Origin of the sequence: Aquitalea denitrificans, assembly GCF_009856625.1 — a bacterium.
Classification (GTDB): Bacteria; Pseudomonadota; Gammaproteobacteria; order Burkholderiales; family Chromobacteriaceae; genus Aquitalea; species Aquitalea denitrificans.
Genome location: NZ_CP047241.1, coordinates 2,018,409 through 2,038,561 on the forward strand (window position 1 = coordinate 2,018,409; position 20,153 = coordinate 2,038,561).

The window sequence follows — 20,153 nt, forward strand, 5'->3', positions numbered from 1 at the left end:
AAACTCAATTGTCATTGTTGCTTGATGCCCAGCCCCATGTGGAGCCGCTGTCAGGGCTGCAGTCAGGACTGAATGGCTTGTGCGGCCCGCAGCTTGTCCTTCTTGCTCATGCGCTTGCCTTTGATGCCGCCGTTGCCATCACTCAGCGGTGCTGCTACGGGTGCATCCTGCGGTTCGAAACCGGCAATGTGCTCGCGTAAAACCTGTAGCTGCTGGCGTTTTTCAATCAGGCGAAAATGGCCGGTGCTGTCGGCGTAGACAAAGCTGATGGCGACGCCGCTGGCACCTGCGCGACCAGTGCGGCCGATGCGATGGGTATAGTCAGCGGGCGAGCGCGGCAGGTCGTAATTGATCACCATGGGCAGGCGGGCAATGTCGATGCCACGGGCCGCTACATCGGTAGCGACCAGTACCTGCAATTGTGCAGACTTGAAGTCGGCCAGGGCTTGGCCCCGCTGGCTCTGGCTGCAGTCGCTGTGCAGGGCTGCCGCACGTATGCCGGCCTGTTGCAGCTTGCCGCTGACGCGCTCTGCCGTGTGGCGGCTGGCTACAAATACCAGCACCCGTTCCGGATTCTCGCTTTGCAGCAGATGGCGCAGCAGCATGGTGCGGCGGGCTGCATCCACTTCGATGGCACGCTGGCGGATGGCCGGGGTGTTGTCCGGCGTGGCCGGGATGTCGATGGTTTGCGGCTCACGCAATAGCTGCTGTGCCAGTGTGCGTAAGGCGAGGGGGAAGGTGGCGGAAAACAGCAGGTTCTGCCGGTAGGGCGGCAGCAAATCCAGCAGCTGGCCGATTTCGGCGGCAAAGCCCAGATCCAGCAGACGATCGGCTTCGTCCAGTACCAGGGTGCTGACGCCGGACAGGCGCAGGGCATTGTGCTGCAGCAAATCCAGCAAGCGCCCCGGCGTGGCTACCACGATATCGGCACCACCGCGCAGGGCCATCATCTGTGGATTAATGGAAACGCCGCCATAGGCCACCACTACCTTGGGGTGGCGCGGCAGGCTGTTGCCAAGCTCACGCAGGATGCTACCCACCTGCATGGCCAGCTCACGCGTAGGTAGCAAAACCAGCCCATACAACTGGCGACGGCTGCCATGCTGGCCGCTCAGCCACTGTTGCAGTAGCGGCAGGCAGTAGGCGGCGGTTTTGCCCGAGCCAGTCTGTGCGGTGGCCAGCACATCGCTCCCTTGCAGGATAAGGGGGATGGCGGCGTGCTGGATGGCGCTGGGGGTGGCATAGCCTTGAGCGGCGGCGGCATCGGCCAGCGCGGGCTGCAGGCCCAGGGAGGTGAATGGCATGAGGGGGCAGACCGTGAAGAATGGAAGAAGCGGCAAAGCCGCCAGAGGCGCGCAGTATCAGCCTGTCAGCCTGCAGGGTCAAGCTTGCTGCAATCTGAGCGGCAGGCGGGGACATTTAAGGGTAAAATCCGGGCTCGCCAGCCAAAGTAAAGTGAAGCAATCAGCTCATGGAAGAAACAGAAGTCAAAGAAAAACCCAGATATGCCATCGTGGCGTCGGTTCAATTGCCGGAAGTCAGCGATATCGAATTTGCCTCCTCGCTGACCGAGCTGAGCGAACTGGCCAAGACCCTGGGTTTTCAGGTGGTGCATACCTTTGTGCAGAAGCGTAACGGCTTTGACCGTACCGCCTATCTGGGGGTGGGCAAGCTGGAAGAAATCCACATGTACGTCAATCGCGGCCTGCGCGCTGACGAGCTGGCCGATGCACCTCCGCAGCTGGATCCGTCCGCCATTGAGATTGATGTGCTGCTGGTGGATCACGAAATTTCCCCGTCCCAGGCGCGCAATCTGGAGCTGGCCGTTGGTTGCGAAGTGATGGACCGCACCATGGTGATTCTGGAAATCTTCCATCGCAATGCCCGTTCGCGCGCGGCCAAGGCACAGGTGGAAATCGCCCGCCTGGGTTATATGGCACCGCGCCTGCGCGAAGCTGCCAAACTGGCCGGCCCGCAGGGTCGTCAACGCAGCGGCATGGGTGGCCGCGGTTCGGGCGAATCGCATACCGAGCTGGACCGCCGCAAGGTGCGCGACCGCATTGCCGAGCTGCAACGTGAAATCCTGGGGATGGAGCTGGAACGCAAGACCCAGCGTGCCCGCCGACTGGAGCGGCAGGGGCAGGGGCTGGCCGGGGTGTCGCTGGTGGGTTACACCAATGCCGGCAAGTCCACCTTGATGCGGGCGCTCACCGGCAGCGAAGTGCTGGTGGCCAACAAGCTGTTTGCCACCCTGGATACCACGGTGCGTGCCATTTACCCTGAAAGCGTGCCGCGCGTGCTGGTGAGCGATACCGTGGGTTTCATCAAGAACCTGCCGCACGGCCTGGTGGCTTCGTTCAAATCCACGCTGGAAGAAGCGCTGGATGCCGGTTTGCTACTGCATGTGATCGACGCCAGCGACCCTGGCTTTGAACGCCAGCTGGAAGTGACCGACACCGTATTGCAGGAAATCGGTGCTGATGAAGTACCGCGTATCCGCGTGTTCAACAAGATCGACCATGTGGCAGATGAAAGCGCCTGGCGGGCCGAGCTTGAACAGCGCTACCCCGGTTGTGTGGTGATGAGCGCGCGCCGCCCGGACGATGTTTCCGCCTTGCGTGCGCGCATCGTGGCCTTCTTTCAGCAGGATCTGACCGAGGATGAAATCCTGCTGCCGTGGTCGGTCCAGCAATTGCGCGGTGAAATCTATAGCCACTGCCAGGTGCTGGAAGAGCGGGCGGATGAGGAAGGCAGCTGGTTCCGTGTGCGTGGTGAGCCGGAGCAGCTGCGCCGTCTGCACGAAAAGCTCAATCCCGGCTCCGGCGGGCGGGAAAAGGAACACTGGGAAGTCTGACGCTGCGATTCCCCAAACATGGCAAGGCCCATGCTGCAATGGCATGGGCCTGTTGTTTTATCAGCGCGGGGGCGCTTAGCCCGGCACCCCCAGAATCACACTGGATGCCTTGAAAATGGCGGTGGCGCGGCTGCCGGTCTGCAAGCCCATTTCCACGGCGCTGCCATTAGTGATGATGGCGGCAATGCTGACGCCGGTGGCCACTTCGATAACCACCTCGCTATTGACTGCACCCGCAATCAGCCGGCTGACCGTACCGCGCAGCTGATTGCGCGCCGACAGGCGGATGTCATCGTCTTCGGTGCCGACAATCACCGATGAAGCCTTGATCAGCGCATAGGCGGTGACGCCGGGCTCCAGTCCCAGATTAAGTACGCTGTCACGGGTAACTACGGCCACCAGCCGCAGGCCGTCGGTGATTTCCAGCTCCACTTCATCATTTACTGCGCCGGTCTTGATGGCGATGACCTTGCCCATAAACTGGTTGCGCGCACTGGTTTTCATGCTCATGCCTCCCAAAAGCAGCAGATCGTCGGCCATGCCGCTGGCCTGACGCTGCAGGTTACGCAGGAATTGCTGATGTTCCCGCTCGATGATTTGATAGTTTTCCACTAGCTGCCGCCCGCGTGCTGTCAGGCGGGTGCCGCCACCGCCCTTGCCGCCGGACAGACGTTCCACCAGCGGTTCTCCTGCCAGATTATTCATGTGATCGATGGCATCCCAGGCAGCCTTGTAGCTGAGCTTGATGTCTCGTGCCGCCTGGCTGATGGAACCGCAGACATCGATTTGCGCCAGTAAGGCCAGATGCTGCGGACTGCCGAATTTTTCCCCGGCCAGATTCAGCCATAATGCGCCTTGCAAGGTGATGTCCGGTTGTTTCATGTCTATTGTCCGGAAAGTGTGGGCAGGCAGGCGGCATGCTCGCGGCAGCGCCCGCACTCTGGCGGTTTGAGATCGGGGAGGCCCAGTTGCTCGCCCAGCTCTGCATACAGGAAGCGTTTCCACTTGATATCACCCTGATTGCGCGCATACAGCGGGTACAGGTAGTACTGCAACAGCTGGTTTACTTCGTGACGACCCGATAGCCCCATGTCCTGCCACAGGTGGCGGCTGCCCAGGCTGGCCACTGCCACGGCATGTGCCAGCCAGCGGCCATGTTGCGGGTTTTCTGCTGCCGAACGGTTGGCCAGCAGCATGGTCAGCAGGGCCTTGTTCAGGGGTGGTCGCTGTGACAGTAGCTGCTGGTATTGCACGTCCGCCAGAGCCTCCATGCAGCCAAGCTCCGGCGCGCAGGCGGACAGCACCTCCAGCAGTTCCTGCTGCGGCAGGCCCAGTGTCCAGGCATACAGGGGCAGCTCGCCATCCTGCGCATTGCGCAATACGCCCAGCATGGCGCGGGTGAGCAGGCGGAAGGCTTGCTGCTGTTGGAAATCATCCATGGGAAGTCTCCGTCAGGCCGGCAGGCGGCTGGCCAAGCCGGCCATCCTGCAGGTAAAGGGTTTGCTGGCCGAAGGCGCGCACATCTTCGGCATCGTGGGTGATCAGCAGCATGGGAATGGACAGCCGCTGTAGCAGTTCGGCAAGCTCGCTGCGCAATTGCTGGCGCAAGGCTGGGTCCAGTGCCGAGAACGGCTCGTCCAGCAGCAGCGCCCGTGGCTCTGCCACCAGTGCGCGCGCCAGTGCGGTACGCTGACGCTGGCCGCCGGATAGGGTGGCCGGCAGCTGGTCGGCCAGCGCTTCCAGTCCAAAGGCATTGAGCCAGTAATCCACTGCCACCAGTTGGCGTCGCCGCCCAGGGTTGAGCCAGCCACGCTGCAGGCCAAAACCGATGTTCTGGCGCACGCTCAGGTGCGGAAATAGCGCGTAATCCTGAAACAGATAGCCCAGCTGTCTTTGCTGCGGACTCAGGCAAATGCCTTGGGCACTATCGAACAGGCTGCGGCCATCCAGCCGGATGTGCCCGGCTGCGGGGTGGTGCAGACCGGCGATGGCCTTGAGCAGCATGCTCTTGCCTGCGCCGGACGGACCATAGACCACCAGTTGCTGGCAATCGCTGTGCAGTGCGATATCCAGCGAGAAGCTGCGGCTGCCGCTGGACAGGGTATGGCGGATGGCCAGATCGAAGCGTGGAGTGTTCATCTTAGCGCTCCGCCAGTCGGCCGGGGGCCAGTTTGCCCGCTAGCAGCAACACCAGTATGCAGACTACCGAAGTCACCAGCACCAGCCGGTTGGCGCTATCGTCCTGTCCGGCCTGTACTGCCTCGTAGATGGCCACGGACAGGGTTTGTGTCTTGCCGGGAATGCTGCCGGCCACCATCAGCGTGGCACCAAACTCGCCCAGTGCACGGGCAAAGGCCAGCAGCAGGCCAGCCAGAATGCCGCGCCAGGCCAGGGGCAGGGTGATGCGAAAGAAAATGCCGATTTCGGAAATGCCCAGCACCCGGCCAGCCTGCTCCAGCTGGCCGTCCACAGCTTCGAATGCAGCGCGCGCCGGTTTGTATACCAGCGGAAAGGCAACCAGCGCAGCAGCAATCACCGCGCCCTGCCAGGTAAAGATCAGGTTGATGCCGAAGTTGTCCAGCAACCAGCCGCCCAGCGGGCCGCGCCGGCCCAGCAGGGTGAGCAGGTAGTAGCCCAGTACGGTGGGCGGCATCACCATGGGCAGGGTCAGTACAGTGTCCAGCAGGTTGCGGCCGGGAAAGCGCCCACGGGCCAGTAGCAGCCCCACGCCAACTCCCAGCAGCAGGTTGAGCAGAGTGGCAAAACCGGCCACTCGTAGCGATAGGCCCAGGGCAGTCCAGGCCGGGTCATTCATCCAGTCAGGCATGATTCAGGGCTTGTGGAATCCGTAACGGCTCAGAATGGCTTGTGCGGCAGGGGACAGCAGGTAGCTGACAAAGCGCTGAGCCTCGGTGGCATTGGCCGCCGTGGCAGTGCGGGCAACCGGGTAGCTGATGCTTTCATCCAGCGGCACGGTAAACGCCACTTTTACCTTGTCCGGCATGATGGCGGCGTCAGTCTGGTAGACAAAGCCGGCTTCCACCTCGCCGCGAGCGACATAGTCCAGCGACTGGCGCACGTTCTGGGTATTGATGGCCTTGGCTTCCACTGCCGGCCACAAACGGGCGGCTTCCAGCGCATGCTTGGCATAGCGGCCCACCGGCACGCTGGCCGGAATACCCAGAGCCACATGCTTGATGGCAGCCTGTTGCAGGTCGGACAACTGCTGCAGTTTCAGCTTGCTGTCGGCAGGAACGATGACCACCAGCGCATTGCGGGCAAAATCCTTGCGGTCGGCACTGTTGACCAGCTTTTGCTTGACCGCGCTGTCCATGGTTTCCTGGTCGGCAGAGGCAAACACATCTACCGGCGCACCCTTGGCCATTTGCTGCAGCAAGGCACCGGAAGCGGCAAAGTTGAAGTTGACCTTGCTGCCGGGGTTTTTCGCCTCAAAGCCTTGGGCGATGTCCTTGAAGGCGTTGGTAAGGCTGGCAGCGGCGGAAACGGTGATTTCCCCGGCCAGCGTGTTGCCTGCCAGCGCCATGCTGCACAGGGAAAGGGCAATCAGCCTTGCTTTCATGGATGAGCTCCAGTCTTAAGGTATCAGGTCGTAATATACCCTGTTATATAGCGCGCAGAAATAATCCTTCTGGGGAATGGGCAATCGGCTGATGTCGGTAGTGCTGCAGCTGGCGGGTCGGGTGGGACAAGTGCCGCTGGCAAAAAAACCTTGTGCGCCGCAGCAAGGCGGACTAGGATCATGTCAGCCCCTCATGGGCAACGTCGCTCGGACGGTTCCGGGCGCTTACGTGAAAGGTTCACATGGCTTCTTCTGCAGGCAAGCGCCGCTTTGCGCGCATCGATCGTCTCCCTCCCTATGTATTCAATATCACCGCCGAACTGAAACTGGCTGCCAGACAGCGCGGCGAGGACATTATCGACCTGAGCATGGGCAATCCGGATGGTGCCACCCCGCCGCATATCGTGGCCAAGCTCAACGAGGTGTCGCAACGCCCGGATACCCACGGCTATTCCGCCTCCAAGGGCATTCCGCGCCTGCGCCGCGCCATTTCGCGCTGGTACAAGGACCGCTACCAGGTGGACATCGACCCCAACAGCGAGGCGATTGTCACCATCGGTTCCAAGGAGGGCCTGGCCCACCTGATGCTGGCCACGCTGGATGGCGGCGACACCGTGCTGGTGCCAGACCCCAGTTACCCCATCCACATTTACGGCGCGGTGATTGCCGGGGCGCAGATTCGCTCGGTGCCGCTGGTGCCCGGCATCGACTTTTTTGCCGAGCTGGAAAAGGCCATCCGTGGCAGCTACCCCAAGCCCAAGATGATGGTGCTGGGTTTTCCGTCGAATCCCACTGCGCAGTGCGTGGAGCTGGATTTCTTCGAAAAAGTGATTGTCCTGGCCAAGAAGCACGACATCTTTGTGGTGCATGACCTGGCCTATGCCGACATCGTGTTTGATGGCTGGAAAGCGCCGTCCATCATGCAGGTTCCGGGTGCCAAGGACATTGCCGTCGAGTTCTTCACCCTCAGCAAGAGCTATAACATGGCGGGCTGGCGCATCGGTTTCATGGTGGGCAACCCGGACCTGGTGGCCGCGCTGGCGCGCATGAAGAGCTACCACGATTACGGCACCTTCACCCCGCTGCAAGTGGCTGCCATTGCCGCGCTGGAAGGCGATCAGCAATGCGTACGTGATATTGCGGCCAAATACCAGCAGCGCCGCGACGTGTTGGTGAAGGGGCTGAACGAGATTGGCTGGGAGGTGGAATGCCCCAAGGCCTCCATGTATATCTGGGCGCGTATTCCGGAACAATGGCGCGAACTGGGTTCGCTGGAGTTCGCCCGCCTGATGCTGGAAAAGGCCAAGGTGTGCGTATCGCCCGGCATCGGTTTTGGTGACCAGGGTGACGAGTATGTCCGTTTTGCCCTGATTGAAAACGAGGCGCGCATCCGCCAGGCGCTGCGTGGCATCAAGCAGATGTTCAAGGAGCAGTAAACGGCAGGTGTATCACACCAGAATACAAAACGGCCACGCGGCAAGGCGTGGCCGTTTTTTTATGGCCAGTCACACCTGGAAGCGGGCGACCAGCTTTTCCATGTCCACGGCAATGCGTTCCACCGCATCGGCAGATTGCGCGGTGTTGTGGGCGGTGGCACTGGCTTCTTCGGCATGCTGTACGATGGTTTCGATTTTCTGAGCCACTTCCGTTGCCGCTGCCGCCTGTTCACGTAGCGCGGTATTCAGTTCGTCCACAATGCCGGCCACATGGCGGGCGCTATCACGCAGGGTAGATACGGTGCCGCCGGCGGCATTGGCATTGCTTACGCTGCTGGCCACCAGCTGTACGCCCTGATCCACGCCGTTAACTACATCCACGGTGGATTGCTGGATGGAGGCCACCATCTTGACGATTTCATTGGTGGACTGCGCGGTGCGCTCCGACAGCTTGCGCACCTCGTCGGCTACTACGGCAAAACCGCGGCCCTGTTCGCCGGCGCGGGCGGCTTCAATGGCGGCATTGAGCGCCAGCAGGTTGGTCTGGTCGGCAATGTCCTTGATTACCGCCACGATGGAGGAAATCTGCGCCGATTCGGTTTGCAGGCGGGCAATGCGCTCGGCGGCGGTGCCAACCACCAGCGAGATGTCATTGATTTGACTCACCAGGGAGCGTAGCGAATCCAGGCCATTGGCTGCCTGCTGGTCGGACGATGCGCTCAGGCTGGCGGCCTCGGCAGTACCGTCGGCAACATGGTTGATGGAAACGGTAAGCTGTTCGGTATTGGCGGCAATGGCCGATGCCGCCTGGCTTTGCAGGCTGGCCGATTGCTCCATCTGCTGCACCGAACGGTTAAGCTGGCGCGAGGATTCCAGCAAAACCTCGGCATTGCGGCGTGAATCCTGCATGGCATCGCGCAGGGCGGCCTGCATGTTTCCCATGGCCACGATCAGCTTGCCCACCTCATCCTGGCTGGCTGGTGGCAGCGAGCCGCGCAAGTCGCCACTGGCAATGCGGCGGGCGGCATCCACTGTATTGTCCAGCCGGCTGGCAATGCGCCGCGCCACAATCAGTGATAGCGCCAGCGACAGGACAACGCCGGCAATCAGCGCCACGGTGCCACCAGCCACGCCGGCTTGCACGCTGTGATCAGCCCGTTCTGCCGCCTTGCGCGCCCCTTCGGCATTGAGTTTGATGAGCGAATCGGTGAGGTCGCGTAGGGCATTGGCTTTCTTGACCCACTCTCCCTTGCGCAATGCCTGTGCCTCGTCTTCCTTGCCAGCCTTGATCAGCTCCACCGCCTTGCCTACCGTGTCACGGTAGGCGGCAGCTGCCGCCAGTGCCTGTTGATAGGCAGTCTTTTCTTCGTCCGAGCTGAGCTGTGCTTCATAGCGCTTGAATGCGTCCTGCAGCTGCTTGTCCAGGTCGCTCATCGAGCTTTCCATCTTGCCGCGCTCGGCAGGGGTATTTGGCAGCATGTATTCCAGGCTGCGTACCCGGTAGCGCAGCCTGAGCTGGCTGATTTCACCAACCGATTGCACCGATGGCAGCCAGTTCGAGGCAATTTCATGGGTGGCGTTGCCAACGGACCTAATCTGCCAGATGCAGAACAGGATGGCGGCTATCAACACGCCTCCGCTGAGCAGGAAGTTGACGAGGAATTTTTTGGTCAGGCTGATGTTGTCGAGAAAATGCATGGCTGCGGCTCCGCCGGGAAATTGTTATATCCGTCTACTGCACTTATCACCAGTAAAGGACATTTTCCCGACATCAGCCATGCAAATATTGCAGTGGAATACTAAAGGGTGAGTGTGGCTCAGTGTTGGCCTGGCTCGGCCACCGTCATGCTGAACACCACTCGTGCCGAAGTGTGGTTGGCATAGTGGTGCGGCTCGGTGGTGCTGGCCACGGCGGCGCTGCCGGCTGGAATCTGCAGTTCCTGCTCGCCCACCTTGAGTGTCAGCTCGCCTTCTGCTACATGAAACAGCTCCACTGTCCCCGCGCCATGGCCGGGTGATGCAAACAGTTCGCCAGGTTGCATTTCCCAGTGCCACAGTTCCACCATGTCCGGGCCACTGCTGCCTGCCAGCAGCCGTGCGCTGCCGCCTGCCGGGCCGTGCCACAGTACGGGAATATCATCTGGCCTGATCAGGTGTACGGCTGGGGTTTTGGCAACATTAACGATGTCTGCCACCGACACCCCCAGTGTGGCCGCCAGCTTGCACAGAATGGCAATGCTGGGGTTGGCACTGCCTTTTTCAATTTCCACCAGCATGCCCTTGCTGACGCCGGAGCGGCGCGAGAGCTCGTCCAGCGACAGCTTGCGGTCTTTACGGTGTTGTTTTAGCTGCGCTGCCACCGCGGCGCTGACTTGGTGCACATCGGCACCGCTGTCGGTCGATATATTGACTTTATTGGTCATTGGTCACTATCATGGAATGAAACAGTCAATATAGGATTCTGCAATGTTCCTCGTTCAGCCGTCAATTCACCCCGCCATTGCCACGCTTGCACCTGGTTTCAGAGCGCTGAGTCTCAGCGTGGAGGCCGCTGCCATTGTGCGGCCAGATGTCGCGCCTGCCATGCTGGAAGATGCTTGTCGTCATGTGCAGGCCGGGGGCCCGTTCTGGGCAGAGGCTCATCTGGCAGCGTGGGCAGACACGTTCCGTGCTTTTGGGGCCAAGCCACAACGTACACCCTGTTCGGCAGAGGCCTTGCGCAAGCGGGTGCTGCGTGATGGCGGCATGGATGCCATCGACCCGCTGGTCGATTTGTACAATGCCATCAGCCTGCGTTATGCCGTACCGGTGGGCGGAGAAAACTTCGCGGCCTATATCGGTGTGCCAAGACTGCTGCGGGCAGATGGCAGCGAAGCATTTGACACCATGAAACAGGGCCTGCCGGTGAATGAGCCGCCGGAAGCCGGTGAGGTGGTGTGGTGCGATGATGCCGGTGTCACTTGCCGGCGCTGGAATTGGCGCCAGGGGGTGCGTACCCGGCTGGATGCCAGCGCCAGCCGCATGTGGTTCATTCTGGAAAGCTTGCCGGCCATGCCACTGTCGGCATTGCTGGAGGCGGGCCATGCCTTGCGGGATGGTTTGCTGCAGATGATGCCGGATGCGACGGTGGATTTGCGCCTGCTGGAGTGCCCGGTGCAGGGCGAAGCGACCTGATGTTGCCCTGCTTTCCTTCCGCCGGGGGCGCTGCTGCAGCGGATTGTTGGCATGCTGACGGTCCGCATTGGCAGCTGTCGCGCGGGCACAGGCGGGGATTCGGCATGATGTCGAGCTGAGGTCTGGTTGGAAGTGTAAAGGGGCGCAAGCCCTTTTTTTACGCATTGCACATGTTAATGTTTAAAATGATGATGAATAGTGTTGTAAATGTAGATGTCATCCGGTAAAGTGACGGGGCTTTATTATTCTCAGGACTTGTTCTGATAAATTTAAAAATAATGCGTTATTTTTAAACACTTATTTTATGTTTACTTTTCTTTAGAAAAATAAACATTGTGCGAATAAAATAGCGAAAAATTCATGCCGAGCTCAGAGTGAGATGCCATGCCTTTTCAGGGTGGCTTTCCAAGAGGCGACAGAGAAAAAATGATAATCGGCACGCAGGCAAACAGGCCTGGCGTGACCGTAAGCGGCCGGGCAGGCAGTTTGTGCGCATCAGTAAAAAACAACGTGCACAATTTGTGTAGACAAAGAATCATGCAAACGGGGTAGTGATGTGATCAAGGTTTTGACTGTGTTCGGGACACGGCCGGAGGCCGTGAAAATGGTGCCGGTAATTCAGGCGTTGGCGAGTTTTCCCAATATTGAATCGCGGGTATGTGTAACCGGCCAGCACCGGGAAATGCTGGATCAGGTTCTGGATTTCTTTGAGGTCGAGCCGGATTTCGATCTGCAGCTGATGCAGCAGGGGCAAAGCCTGGCATCGCTGACCGCGCGGCTGATCGAAGGCATCGACAAGGTGCTGGAGCAGGAAAGACCGGACGTGGTGCTGGTGCATGGTGATACTGCCACCACGCTGGGAGCCAGCCTGGCGGCGTTCTACCGCAAGGTTCCCATCGGCCATGTCGAGGCCGGCCTGCGTACCGGCGATCTTTACTCGCCGTGGCCGGAGGAGATGAATCGCCGGGTAACCGATACGCTGACCAGCTGGTACTTTGCGCCGACTGAAGAATCCTGCCGCAATTTGTATGCCGAAAAAATCGATCCTTCCCGCATCTTCATTACCGGCAACAGCGTGGTGGATACCCTGCTGCTGGCGGTAGACAAGCTGGAGAAAAACGCCAGCCTGCGCGCCGACATGGAGCAAACCTTTTCCTTCATTCGTACAGATGCGCGCATGATTCTGGTAACCGGCCACCGCCGCGAGAATTTTGGCGAAAAATTTGCCAGCTTCTGCAATGGCCTGCTCAAACTGGCCCAGCGCTACCCTGATGTGGATATCGTTTATCCGGTGCATCTGAATCCCAATGTACGCAAGCCGGTATTCGAGCTGCTGTCCCGTGTCTCCAACATTCACCTGATAGAGCCGCAGGAATACCTGCCTTTTGTCTACCTGATGAACCGTTGCCACCTGATCATCACCGACTCGGGTGGTATTCAAGAGGAGGCCCCGGCACTGGGCAAACCGGTACTGGTGACGCGCGACACCACCGAGCGCCCCGAAGCGCTGGCTGCCGGCGTGGCACGACTGGTAGGGACCGAGGCTGAGAACATCGTGCGCTGCGCCAGCGAACTGCTGGATGATGCCATGGTGTACGCCAATATGTCGCAGGCGCACAGCCCGTATGGCGATGGTTCGGCGGGTCGTCGCATTGCCAGCATTCTGGCGTCGCTGCCGCAATTGCGGCATGAGATGGCGACGGAGGCATCCCTTGTCGCTGCGGTTTGATTATTGCCGCGCAGCCAAAGCCGGATTGCTGACTATGCTGTTGATGCTGGGGGGCGCTGGCCATGTGCTGGCGGCCAAGCCGGCAGCTGCTGCAGTCAATCAGTCGCAGGCGGCCCTGGCGGCGCTGCCGATTGAAGACAAGGCTGATTTGCCAGCGCAGGCCAGTGTTCCTGCGGTCCAGACGCATCACAGCCCGACCGTACACCTCAAAGGGGCGGCCAGTGAGGCGGCCCTGCGTCAGACGCAGGCTGTGATCCGCCAGCAGATCGAGGAGTCTCGCAGCAGCACCAATCAGCTGGATGATCCGCCGCACCGTTCGCAGCAGTCGGCACCAGCGCTGTGGTTCCTGCGCGTGCTGGCCATCATCCTGTATGTGATCGTAGCCTTCATCATGGTGTATGCCGTGCGTCACATGGCGTTTACCCTGAACCGACTGTTTGGCAAACAGCGCCATCCCTATCTGGATATCGAGACTGCCGAGTGGCCGCGCGTGACGGTGTTCATTGCCGCGCACAACGAAGAAGCGGTAATTGCCGATGCGATGGAGGCCTTGCTGGAGTCCGATTATCCGGACGGGCGCATGATCATCATGCCGGTCAACGATCGATCCAGTGATGGCACGCGGGAAATCATCGACCAGATTGCCGCGCGCCGACCTGACATCATCCGGCCTTTTCATCGCAGCGAGGGTAAACCGGGCAAGGCAGCCGCGCTGAAAGATGCTACGGCCATGATCGATACCGATATTTTCATCGTGTTCGATGCCGACTATGTGCCGGGTCGCGGCTTGCTCAAGCAATTGGTGGCTCCGTTCTTCGACCCGGAAGTGGGTGCGGTGATGGGCCGGGTGGTACCGCTTAATGCCGGTGCCAATCTGCTGACCCGCATGCTGGACATGGAGCGGGCCGGTGGTTATCAGGTGGACCAGCAGGCGCGGATGAACATGAAGCTGGTGCCGCAGTATGGTGGAACCGTGGGCGGGATTCGCGTGGCAGCACTGGAGAGTGTTGGTGGCTGGCATGACGACGTACTGGCCGAGGATACCGACCTGACCTACCGCCTGCTGATAGGTGGCTGGCTGACCGCGTATACCAACCGTTCCGAATGCTATGAGGAAGTGCCGGAAAGCTGGCCGGTGCGTATCCGTCAGCTGATGCGCTGGACGCGTGGCCACAATCAGGCGCTGGCGCGTCACGTAGGCCGCTTGCTGCGCACCAAGGGCGTGCCTTTTCGCGAAAAATCGGATGGTCTGCTATTGCTGGGTACCTATGCCATGTCCCCGTTTTTGCTGGTGGGCTGGCTGATTACCCTGATCCTGTTCTATTTCGACAGCGTGCTGCCATCTCCGGGCTTTTTCCTGATCCTGGGTCTGGTGTGTTACAGCGCCATGGGCAATTTTGCCGCCTTCTTTGAAATTGGTACCGCCTGCTATCTGGATGGCAGTGGTAACCGGCTGCGCATTCTGCCGTTTTCCATCTTCGGTTTCATTGTCAGCCTGGTGACCATCTCGCATGCCACCATCTTGCAATTCATTATCGAACCCTTCCGCAAGACGCAAAACCTGCACTGGGACAAAACCAAGCGCTACCGGGGGCAGGCTAAATGATGCTGTTGATATTTGTGATTGGCGTGTTGTCGCTGATGCTGCTGCCACTGCTGCCTGCCATGCTGGAACTGGTGCGCAAGACCGACGTTACCTCGCTGGGTATCAATCGGCTGCATACCGGCTCTTCCAATGTCTTTGCCGAGAACTATCGCAAATACCTGGAAAGCCATGGTTTGCTGAATCAATTACAGAATTACTGGAATTCGCGCCTGTCAGCATGGAGTCCCCTGCTGGAAAAGAAGGTAGAAGAAGAAGTTCTGGCCACTGCCGGGCTTGCTATCCCGGCTGATTTCAGCTGCCTGAAAGAGGTTTACTGCGCCGGTGACGTGGAAACCAGAGGCAGCGTAATCCTGCGCAGCATTCTGGCGGAAGGCGATCTGGTTCTGGGGGAGCAGAACTCCGTGGTGCGCTGGGCCAGTGCCCGCAATATGCTGATCGGCCGTAATGCCACCCTGTTCGGTCGCATGGTGGCCCAGCAGGAAATGTGCTTTACCGGCCCGGCCAGCTTTCAGCGCATCCAGGCCGCAACCATTCGAATGGGCAAGCCATGGCAGCGGGTGTCGGCCATGGGGCCGTACCGTGTCTTCGATATTCTGCAGCTGGAACATACGATATTTTTCAATGACGACATCCGGCGTGTGGTCGTGGAGGGTAATCTTTCCCTGCCTGATCACAGTTTTATCAGTGGCCATCTGGTGGTGCATGGCACGCTCAAGATTGGCCATGGCTGCTACATACAGGGCAGCGTCAAGGCCAGTGGCAATGTGCATGTGGGCAATGCGGTGACCGTGGAAGGCTCCATGGTGTCCGATATGTCGGTTTCCTGTCTGAGCGACTGCGTTTTGCTGGGGCCGGTGGTGGCGGAACGTTTTGTCTATCTCGGTAGCCGCTGCGTGCTGGGCAGTACCGATAGCCCGATCAGCGTCTCTTCCAGTTCCATTCGTCTCAAATTGCCCATGCTGGTGCATGGCACGGTGTGGGCACGTTCGCGTGGGGCCATTCGGCATGAGCGTGCCAGCGGGGTGTAAGTGGCATTGGCTGGCCAGTCTGTTGCTGGCGCTTTGGGCAGGTTGCGGCATGGCGCGTGAGGCCGTCGACCTGCATGCCTATCAGTCGGCAGATGGTGCCATTCGCTTGCAGATCGATGGCGATCTGGTCGATCCGTACTTTGCCATGAAAGCCCTGCTGCTTGCCGATGAGATGGGCTTGCCGGTCAAGCCGGCTGCCGAGGCCTGGATTGCCTGGCTGCTGCCACGGCGAGAGGCGGGTGGCAGTTTTCCCCGCTTTGTCGCACAGCCCGGTGGCGGCTGGAAGCGCTTGGCCAATGCCGATGCCGACGACTCCTCGCTGGCCTTGTGGATCTCGCTGCTGTACCGCGTGCATGGCGACAGTGCCGGCATGTCGCCCGAGCTGCAGCAGTCGTTGCGGCAGGCGCGGGCTGATTTGCTGCAGCTGCGTGTTCAGCCCGCCGGTATCTATCACTATGCGCGCGGGGCGGATGTCGGCTACCTGATGGACAACGCCGAGGTGTACGAAGCGCTGCGCGATGACTGCCAGCACGGCGGAAAAAGCTGCAGGCTGGCCCGTCAACTGGAGCTTGCTGTCGGCAAGGTGTTCTGGGATGCCCGGCGGCGGATGTGGCGCACCGCCTCGCACGGGGAGCCGGCTGCTGCATTCTATCCGCGTACTGCGGCGCAGCTGTTTCCGCTGATGGCCGGCATGCAGCTGCCACGCGGACAGCGCACATACGATGACTGGTTGGCTGGTGAGGGGCTGCCCTGGTTGCTGCAGGATGCCGAGGTGCTGGATTACGCCTGGGGCCTGCTGACTGTGGCGGCCATTAAAAACAAGCGGGATGACGTGGCGCAGCAATGGATGGCTCGCGCTGCGCCATCCCGTGATGGACAGCGCTGGAATGTGCTGGAAGAAGCCGTTTTTCAGGGGCTGGAGCAACGCTTCGGTCCGCTTGCAAAATAAGGGGTAGGCAGTTTGATAAAAGTACAGCAGTGGCCCAAATGGGTCTGGCTGGTGGTGATTCTGGTGCTGGCTTTGCTGGTCAGTCTGGGCTGGCATTGGCAGCGTAGCCGCAATATGCCGGCACCTGCCGTGGGCATGGTGTTGTTGCTGCCGGATAATGCGCCGTCGCAAAAGTATGTACTGGCCTGGCAGGATGCTGCCGCCGAAAGCGGCGTCTTGATGTCGCAGATGCGTGCCAGTGACTTTGTCGGGCTGGATGCGGCACAGCGGGCGCAGATTCGTGGCGTGGTGTTGCCGGACAGCATCCATCGCTACATCAGCCCGGCACTGGGCAGTGTGCTGGAAGAGTATGTGCGCCAGGGTGGCGCGTTGTGGCTCAATTACGATGCCGCTACCGAAAATGCAGAAGGCCGCTTTCTGGAGCGAGCCGAGCTGACCCGCTTGGTGGGCGTGGAGTACCTGCTGTTCCAGGAAAGGGGCAAGGGCATGATCCATAACGATGCCCTGCTGGTGCCGCCATCGACGCTGCAGGATCTGGGCATTGCCCCCGGTCGTTTCCAGCCCTATACCGCCAGTGGCAGCGGTTGGCTGCAGGCCACGACTTATGGCTATGACAATGCGGCGTTCAGCTACTTTGAAACCCGCGGCCGCTTTCCCGGCAAGTTGATGGCAGAAGGGCGCGACGGTTCGGTGCTGGCTGGTCTGCGCAGCTATGGCAAAGGCAAGGTGCTGTTTGTCAATTTGCCAGTGACTTATCTGGCCGTGCGCACGGATGGCCTGTGGCTGCATTCCTTCCTTGCCTTCTTCAATCGTCAGGTGCTGCATCTGCCCCGGCTCTCTGCGGTGCCGGACGGTATTGGCGGCCTGGTGATGAACTGGCACGTGGATGCTGCCAATGCGCTGCCTTATATCGACATGCTGGAGAAGATCGGCTTCCTGAAGCAAGGTCCGTACTCCATCCACTTTACGACTGGCCCGGATACCAATCGCCCTGGCGATCATCTGGGCATGGATCTGGCAAACAATGCCAAGGCGCAGGCTGTGGTAAGCCGGCTCAAGGGAATGGGGAACGAGATTGGCGCACATGGCGGCTGGGCGCACAACTACTTTGCCTTCAATGTGAACGAACACAATGCGGCGGAGTGGACACCTTATCTGGAGCACAACAAGCAGGATCTGGAAAACGTCATTCACCAACCGCTGACCGAATACTCGGCACCAAACGGCAACCAGCCTTCCTGGGTGACCGACTGGCTGCGCAAGCATGGTGTGATTGCCTATTACCAGGTAGCCAACCTGTCCATGGGGCCTACGCGCTCTTATGTAGACCCGGCCAATATGCACGACCGCCCCTGGTCATTCCCGGTTTCGGCTGATGGCAGCGTGGCTTCGTTTGAGGAAGGAGTGCGCAACGATTACGGTCAGCCGCGCATGCAAGCCTGGCTGCAGGCCATGACCCGTTTCGTGGTGGATCAGGGCGAGGCGCGTCTGGTGTATTTCCATCCGCCGGGTGTGTATTTCTACCAGAATGCTGCCGCCAGCTGGCTGGCGCAGACCGCCAGCCTGCACGCCAGTGGTCAATTCCGCTGGTATACCATGACCGGTCTTGCGCGCTTCCTGTCGCAGCGCGAACTGACCACGTGGCAAGCCCGTCCGCTGGCAGGTGCCACTGATGGACGCCTGCGCATTCAGGCGCACAATCCGCAGTCGCTGGCCGAGCAAAGCTGGCTGCTGCCCAAAGATAGCGTGACGGGGCGACCGTTGTTGACAGCCGGCGATGCCCGTCTGGAAGAAACTCCGCAAGGATGGCGTGTGACCGCGCGTTCCGGCAAGGATTTACAAATCGATTACCTACCGCCAACAGGCAATTCTCAGTGAGGGGAAGAATGAAATTCAAACAAAAACACTATGCACTGATGCTTGCCAGCGTACTGTGCAGCGCTGTCGCCGTTGCGGAAGATGCAGCCCCGGCGGCGGCTCCGGTTGCCAGTGAGGCTGCTGCGGAAGCAGCGGCCCCGGAAGTGGCAGGGCCATATTCCATGAGTCGCAGTATTGAAGTGGGCGGTGGCGGTCATCATGTCAGCGGTGGCAACGGCGACTGGAACAGCGCGTTTGTTTCCGGTGTGTGGCAAACCGACACCGCCAATGTGTTTGACTGGATCGTGCAGAACGACCACCGTTTTGGTGAGTCCGGGACAGCCTTCAATGGCGGTTGGAATCACGACATCAATCCGGACTGGTATGGCCGGCTGGAGTTTGGCAAGAGTAGTGCCGGCACTTTCTGGGCGGACAAGCACTACGGCGCAGCCATCAACCGCAAGTGGCTGCCGGAGCGCAATCTGGTGTCCACTTTTGGCTTTGCCTACAACGACAATCGTCAGGGCTATAGTGATCGGGTCTACACCCTGGGCTTTGTCTATTACTTTGACGGCCCATGGGTGGTGGAGGGCGGCATTCACCGCAATCTGAGTAATCCGGGTAGCGTCATTTCAACCCAGGGCTACGGCGCGGTGACTTATGGCCGCGACCGCTGGCGTCAGATCGTGCTGTCGGTAAACTCCGGTAGTGAAGGTTATATGCCGATTGGTAACAGCACTACCCAGCAAGTGTTTGACAGCCAGTATTACAGCCTGGGCTGGAAGGAGTGGGTTGGCCCGCACTGGGGTGTGCATGCCACGGTGGATTATTACCATGGCACCTACTATCAGCGCTCCGGTGGTTCCATGGCGGTATTCTGGGATCTGCCATGAGTCTGAAGCCACGTCTGGCCTTGCTCAATGCGATGCGCACCACCGGCTATGCCGGTGGCGTCATTCAGAGTCACCGCGCCATGCGTACCGAGCGTTTCACCCGGGTGCGCTGGGTGGAGATCATCGGCCTGCCGGTACTGTTTGATCTGATCCTGCTGCAGTTCCTGCCGCAGGTGATGCAGTTCTGGCATTGGTTGACAGCGTGGAGCATAGGCATAAGCAGTGTGCCGGCGGATTTGTCCAGTCAGGTGATTGCCGGTTGGCCATTGCATCCGATGATTGCCTTGCCCTGGCTGGAGCTGTCTGCCACGGTGCCCAGCTACTGGCAGTGGTGGCTCAATTGCGTGGCTTGTGTGGTGTTGCTGGTGCTGTCTTTCCTGATCAACAAGGAAAACACGCCCATGCGCTATGTGCTGCGACTGATTGTCATCGTGCATGGCAGCGCTTGCCTGTTCTTTGCGCTGTATCCGGCCGGTTTCAGCCACTCTCTGCCGGAATACCATCACACCTGCCTGGAAACGGTGTTGATCCTGACCTTCCTGGTGCCGTGGATTCACAGCATCACCTTCAACATCCTGAACAAGCCCATCGTGGAGAAGATTCTGCTGACCGCGATTTCCATGGCTTATCTGCTGGTGGAGGCACCGCTGCATTACTTTCTGGCGGCGCTGGTCATGCACTTTGGCTCGCTGATGTTCATGCCCTTGCTGTTCATCCTGTTCAGCCTGATGCTGAACGTGATGATGCTGATTGCCTTCTATGCCTGGGCGATGAGCTGGGAATTCGGTAGTTCGCACCAATCATCCTGAGCTGTGACGGGTTCGGGTCGGACGGGTCGCTTGCGCAGGCAAGCGGCCCGTTTTGCATGCGTATGGCGTTTTGTTGCAGGCGGGCCGGTGATTTGCCTGGCTGCTTTGGGGTGTCGCAGCGGACACTTTTGCATGCTAAGTGCCTGACGCAGCAGGTGCAGCCTGCCGGGATGGGGGAAATGGCTGCCGCAGCAGGTGGGGCGGCTGAGACAAGGCATGCGCTGGCGGGGTGGACGTG

18 protein-coding genes are annotated in these 20,153 nt (G+C 60.0%); 10 read left to right on the forward strand and 8 right to left on the reverse strand.

Annotation, left to right across the window (positions count from 1 at the left end; all coding sequences use genetic code 11):
* Positions 1-62 precede the first annotated feature (62 nt).
* Positions 63-1,304: a DEAD/DEAH box helicase gene (locus tag GSR16_RS09125; RefSeq protein ID WP_205677533.1), complete on the reverse strand. Its 1,242-nt coding sequence runs from the start codon at positions 1,302-1,304 to the stop codon at positions 63-65.
* A 167-nt stretch (positions 1,305-1,471) separates the two neighbouring features.
* On the opposite strand from GSR16_RS09125, the gene hflX reads away from it, so the two are divergent.
* Positions 1,472-2,854 (forward strand): GTPase HflX, encoded by a 1,383-nt coding sequence (gene hflX, locus GSR16_RS09130; protein WP_159876633.1) that lies wholly within the window; start codon positions 1,472-1,474, stop codon positions 2,852-2,854.
* A 75-nt stretch (positions 2,855-2,929) separates the two neighbouring features.
* Here the strand turns inward: hflX and GSR16_RS09135 are convergent, their stop codons facing one another.
* The 5 genes from GSR16_RS09135 to modA are packed head-to-tail and all read right to left on the reverse strand — an operon-like array spanning position 2,930 to position 6,434.
* On the reverse strand, positions 2,930-3,736 hold the full coding sequence (locus tag GSR16_RS09135) for a TOBE domain-containing protein (RefSeq protein ID WP_159876636.1): 807 nt from the start codon (positions 3,734-3,736) through the stop codon (positions 2,930-2,932).
* A 2-nt stretch (positions 3,737-3,738) separates the two neighbouring features.
* Positions 3,739-4,293 (reverse strand): nitrogen fixation protein NifQ, encoded by a 555-nt coding sequence (locus tag GSR16_RS09140; RefSeq protein WP_159876639.1) that lies wholly within the window; start codon positions 4,291-4,293, stop codon positions 3,739-3,741.
* Positions 4,286-4,993 (reverse strand): ATP-binding cassette domain-containing protein, encoded by a 708-nt coding sequence (locus tag GSR16_RS09145; protein ID WP_159876642.1) that lies wholly within the window; start codon positions 4,991-4,993, stop codon positions 4,286-4,288. Before GSR16_RS09145 ends, GSR16_RS09140 begins: the two co-directional genes overlap by 8 nt.
* A 1-nt stretch (position 4,994) precedes the next feature.
* Entirely contained in the window at positions 4,995-5,681 is a 687-nt protein-coding gene (gene modB / locus GSR16_RS09150; protein ID WP_205677534.1) for a molybdate ABC transporter permease subunit, read from the reverse strand.
* Positions 5,682-5,684: 3 nt separating this feature from the next.
* Positions 5,685-6,434, reverse strand: coding sequence for a molybdate ABC transporter substrate-binding protein (gene modA / locus GSR16_RS09155; RefSeq protein WP_159876644.1), 750 nt, complete (start codon positions 6,432-6,434; stop codon positions 5,685-5,687).
* A 242-nt stretch (positions 6,435-6,676) separates the two neighbouring features.
* On the opposite strand from modA, the gene alaC reads away from it, so the two are divergent.
* The gene (gene alaC, locus GSR16_RS09160) at positions 6,677-7,870 is read left to right on the forward strand and encodes an alanine transaminase (RefSeq protein ID WP_159876647.1); all 1,194 of its coding nucleotides are present in this window, start codon (positions 6,677-6,679) and stop codon (positions 7,868-7,870) included.
* A gap of 69 nt (positions 7,871-7,939) precedes the next feature.
* Here the strand turns inward: alaC and GSR16_RS09165 are convergent, their stop codons facing one another.
* Both GSR16_RS09165 and GSR16_RS09170 read right to left on the reverse strand, forming a co-directional pair.
* Positions 7,940-9,568: a methyl-accepting chemotaxis protein gene (locus GSR16_RS09165; protein ID WP_159876649.1), complete on the reverse strand. Its 1,629-nt coding sequence runs from the start codon at positions 9,566-9,568 to the stop codon at positions 7,940-7,942.
* 119 nt (positions 9,569-9,687) lie between these two features.
* Positions 9,688-10,293, reverse strand: a complete 606-nt coding sequence (locus tag GSR16_RS09170) for a helix-turn-helix domain-containing protein (protein ID WP_159876651.1) — start codon at positions 10,291-10,293, stop codon at positions 9,688-9,690.
* 43 nt (positions 10,294-10,336) lie between these two features.
* Here GSR16_RS09170 and GSR16_RS09175 point away from each other — a divergent pair, with 43 nt between their 5' ends.
* The 8 genes from GSR16_RS09175 to GSR16_RS09210 all read left to right on the forward strand — a co-directional run bounded on the left by GSR16_RS09175 (position 10,337) and on the right by GSR16_RS09210 (position 19,915).
* Entirely contained in the window at positions 10,337-11,044 is a 708-nt protein-coding gene (locus tag GSR16_RS09175; protein ID WP_159876654.1) for a B3/B4 domain-containing protein, read from the forward strand.
* Between the two features lie 604 nt (positions 11,045-11,648).
* Positions 11,649-12,773, forward strand: a complete 1,125-nt coding sequence (gene wecB / locus GSR16_RS09180) for a non-hydrolyzing UDP-N-acetylglucosamine 2-epimerase (RefSeq protein ID WP_338024039.1) — start codon at positions 11,649-11,651, stop codon at positions 12,771-12,773.
* 34 nt (positions 12,774-12,807) lie between these two features.
* Entirely contained in the window at positions 12,808-14,379 is a 1,572-nt protein-coding gene (locus GSR16_RS09185; protein WP_205677535.1) for a glycosyltransferase family 2 protein, read from the forward strand.
* Positions 14,376-15,407: a polymer-forming cytoskeletal protein gene (locus tag GSR16_RS09190; RefSeq protein WP_159876660.1), complete on the forward strand. Its 1,032-nt coding sequence runs from the start codon at positions 14,376-14,378 to the stop codon at positions 15,405-15,407. Before GSR16_RS09185 ends, GSR16_RS09190 begins: the two co-directional genes overlap by 4 nt.
* 49 nt (positions 15,408-15,456) lie before the next feature.
* A complete protein-coding gene (locus tag GSR16_RS09195; protein WP_159876662.1) occupies positions 15,457-16,356 on the forward strand; it encodes a hypothetical protein in 900 nt (299 codons plus the stop codon).
* A gap of 12 nt (positions 16,357-16,368) precedes the next feature.
* Positions 16,369-18,234, forward strand: a complete 1,866-nt coding sequence (locus GSR16_RS09200) for a polysaccharide deacetylase family protein (protein WP_159876665.1) — start codon at positions 16,369-16,371, stop codon at positions 18,232-18,234.
* An 8-nt stretch (positions 18,235-18,242) separates the two neighbouring features.
* Complete coding sequence (locus GSR16_RS09205; protein ID WP_159876667.1) at positions 18,243-19,106, forward strand: YaiO family outer membrane beta-barrel protein; 864 nt, start codon at positions 18,243-18,245, stop codon at positions 19,104-19,106.
* The gene (locus GSR16_RS09210) at positions 19,103-19,915 is read left to right on the forward strand and encodes a hypothetical protein (RefSeq protein ID WP_159876670.1); all 813 of its coding nucleotides are present in this window, start codon (positions 19,103-19,105) and stop codon (positions 19,913-19,915) included. Before GSR16_RS09205 ends, GSR16_RS09210 begins: the two co-directional genes overlap by 4 nt.
* Positions 19,916-20,153 lie beyond the last annotated feature (238 nt).

Coding starts and splice junctions, on each gene's coding strand:
- GSR16_RS09125 (WP_205677533.1), bottom strand. CDS start 1,304: ATGCCATTCACCTCCCTGGGCCTGCAGCCCGCGCTGGCCGATGCCGCC.
- hflX (WP_159876633.1), top strand. CDS start 1,472: ATGGAAGAAACAGAAGTCAAAGAAAAACCCAGATATGCCATCGTGGCG.
- GSR16_RS09135 (WP_159876636.1), bottom strand. CDS start 3,736: ATGAAACAACCGGACATCACCTTGCAAGGCGCATTATGGCTGAATCTG.
- GSR16_RS09140 (WP_159876639.1), bottom strand. CDS start 4,293: ATGGATGATTTCCAACAGCAGCAAGCCTTCCGCCTGCTCACCCGCGCC.
- GSR16_RS09145 (WP_159876642.1), bottom strand. CDS start 4,993: ATGAACACTCCACGCTTCGATCTGGCCATCCGCCATACCCTGTCCAGC.
- modB (WP_205677534.1), bottom strand. CDS start 5,681: ATGCCTGACTGGATGAATGACCCGGCCTGGACTGCCCTGGGCCTATCG.
- modA (WP_159876644.1), bottom strand. CDS start 6,434: ATGAAAGCAAGGCTGATTGCCCTTTCCCTGTGCAGCATGGCGCTGGCA.
- alaC (WP_159876647.1), top strand. CDS start 6,677: ATGGCTTCTTCTGCAGGCAAGCGCCGCTTTGCGCGCATCGATCGTCTC.
- GSR16_RS09165 (WP_159876649.1), bottom strand. CDS start 9,568: ATGCATTTTCTCGACAACATCAGCCTGACCAAAAAATTCCTCGTCAAC.
- GSR16_RS09170 (WP_159876651.1), bottom strand. CDS start 10,293: ATGACCAATAAAGTCAATATATCGACCGACAGCGGTGCCGATGTGCAC.
- GSR16_RS09175 (WP_159876654.1), top strand. CDS start 10,337: ATGTTCCTCGTTCAGCCGTCAATTCACCCCGCCATTGCCACGCTTGCA.
- wecB (WP_338024039.1), top strand. CDS start 11,649: ATGGTGCCGGTAATTCAGGCGTTGGCGAGTTTTCCCAATATTGAATCG.
- GSR16_RS09185 (WP_205677535.1), top strand. CDS start 12,808: ATGCTGTTGATGCTGGGGGGCGCTGGCCATGTGCTGGCGGCCAAGCCG.
- GSR16_RS09190 (WP_159876660.1), top strand. CDS start 14,376: ATGATGCTGTTGATATTTGTGATTGGCGTGTTGTCGCTGATGCTGCTG.
- GSR16_RS09195 (WP_159876662.1), top strand. CDS start 15,457: ATGGCGCGTGAGGCCGTCGACCTGCATGCCTATCAGTCGGCAGATGGT.
- GSR16_RS09205 (WP_159876667.1), top strand. CDS start 18,243: ATGAAATTCAAACAAAAACACTATGCACTGATGCTTGCCAGCGTACTG.
- GSR16_RS09210 (WP_159876670.1), top strand. CDS start 19,103: ATGAGTCTGAAGCCACGTCTGGCCTTGCTCAATGCGATGCGCACCACC.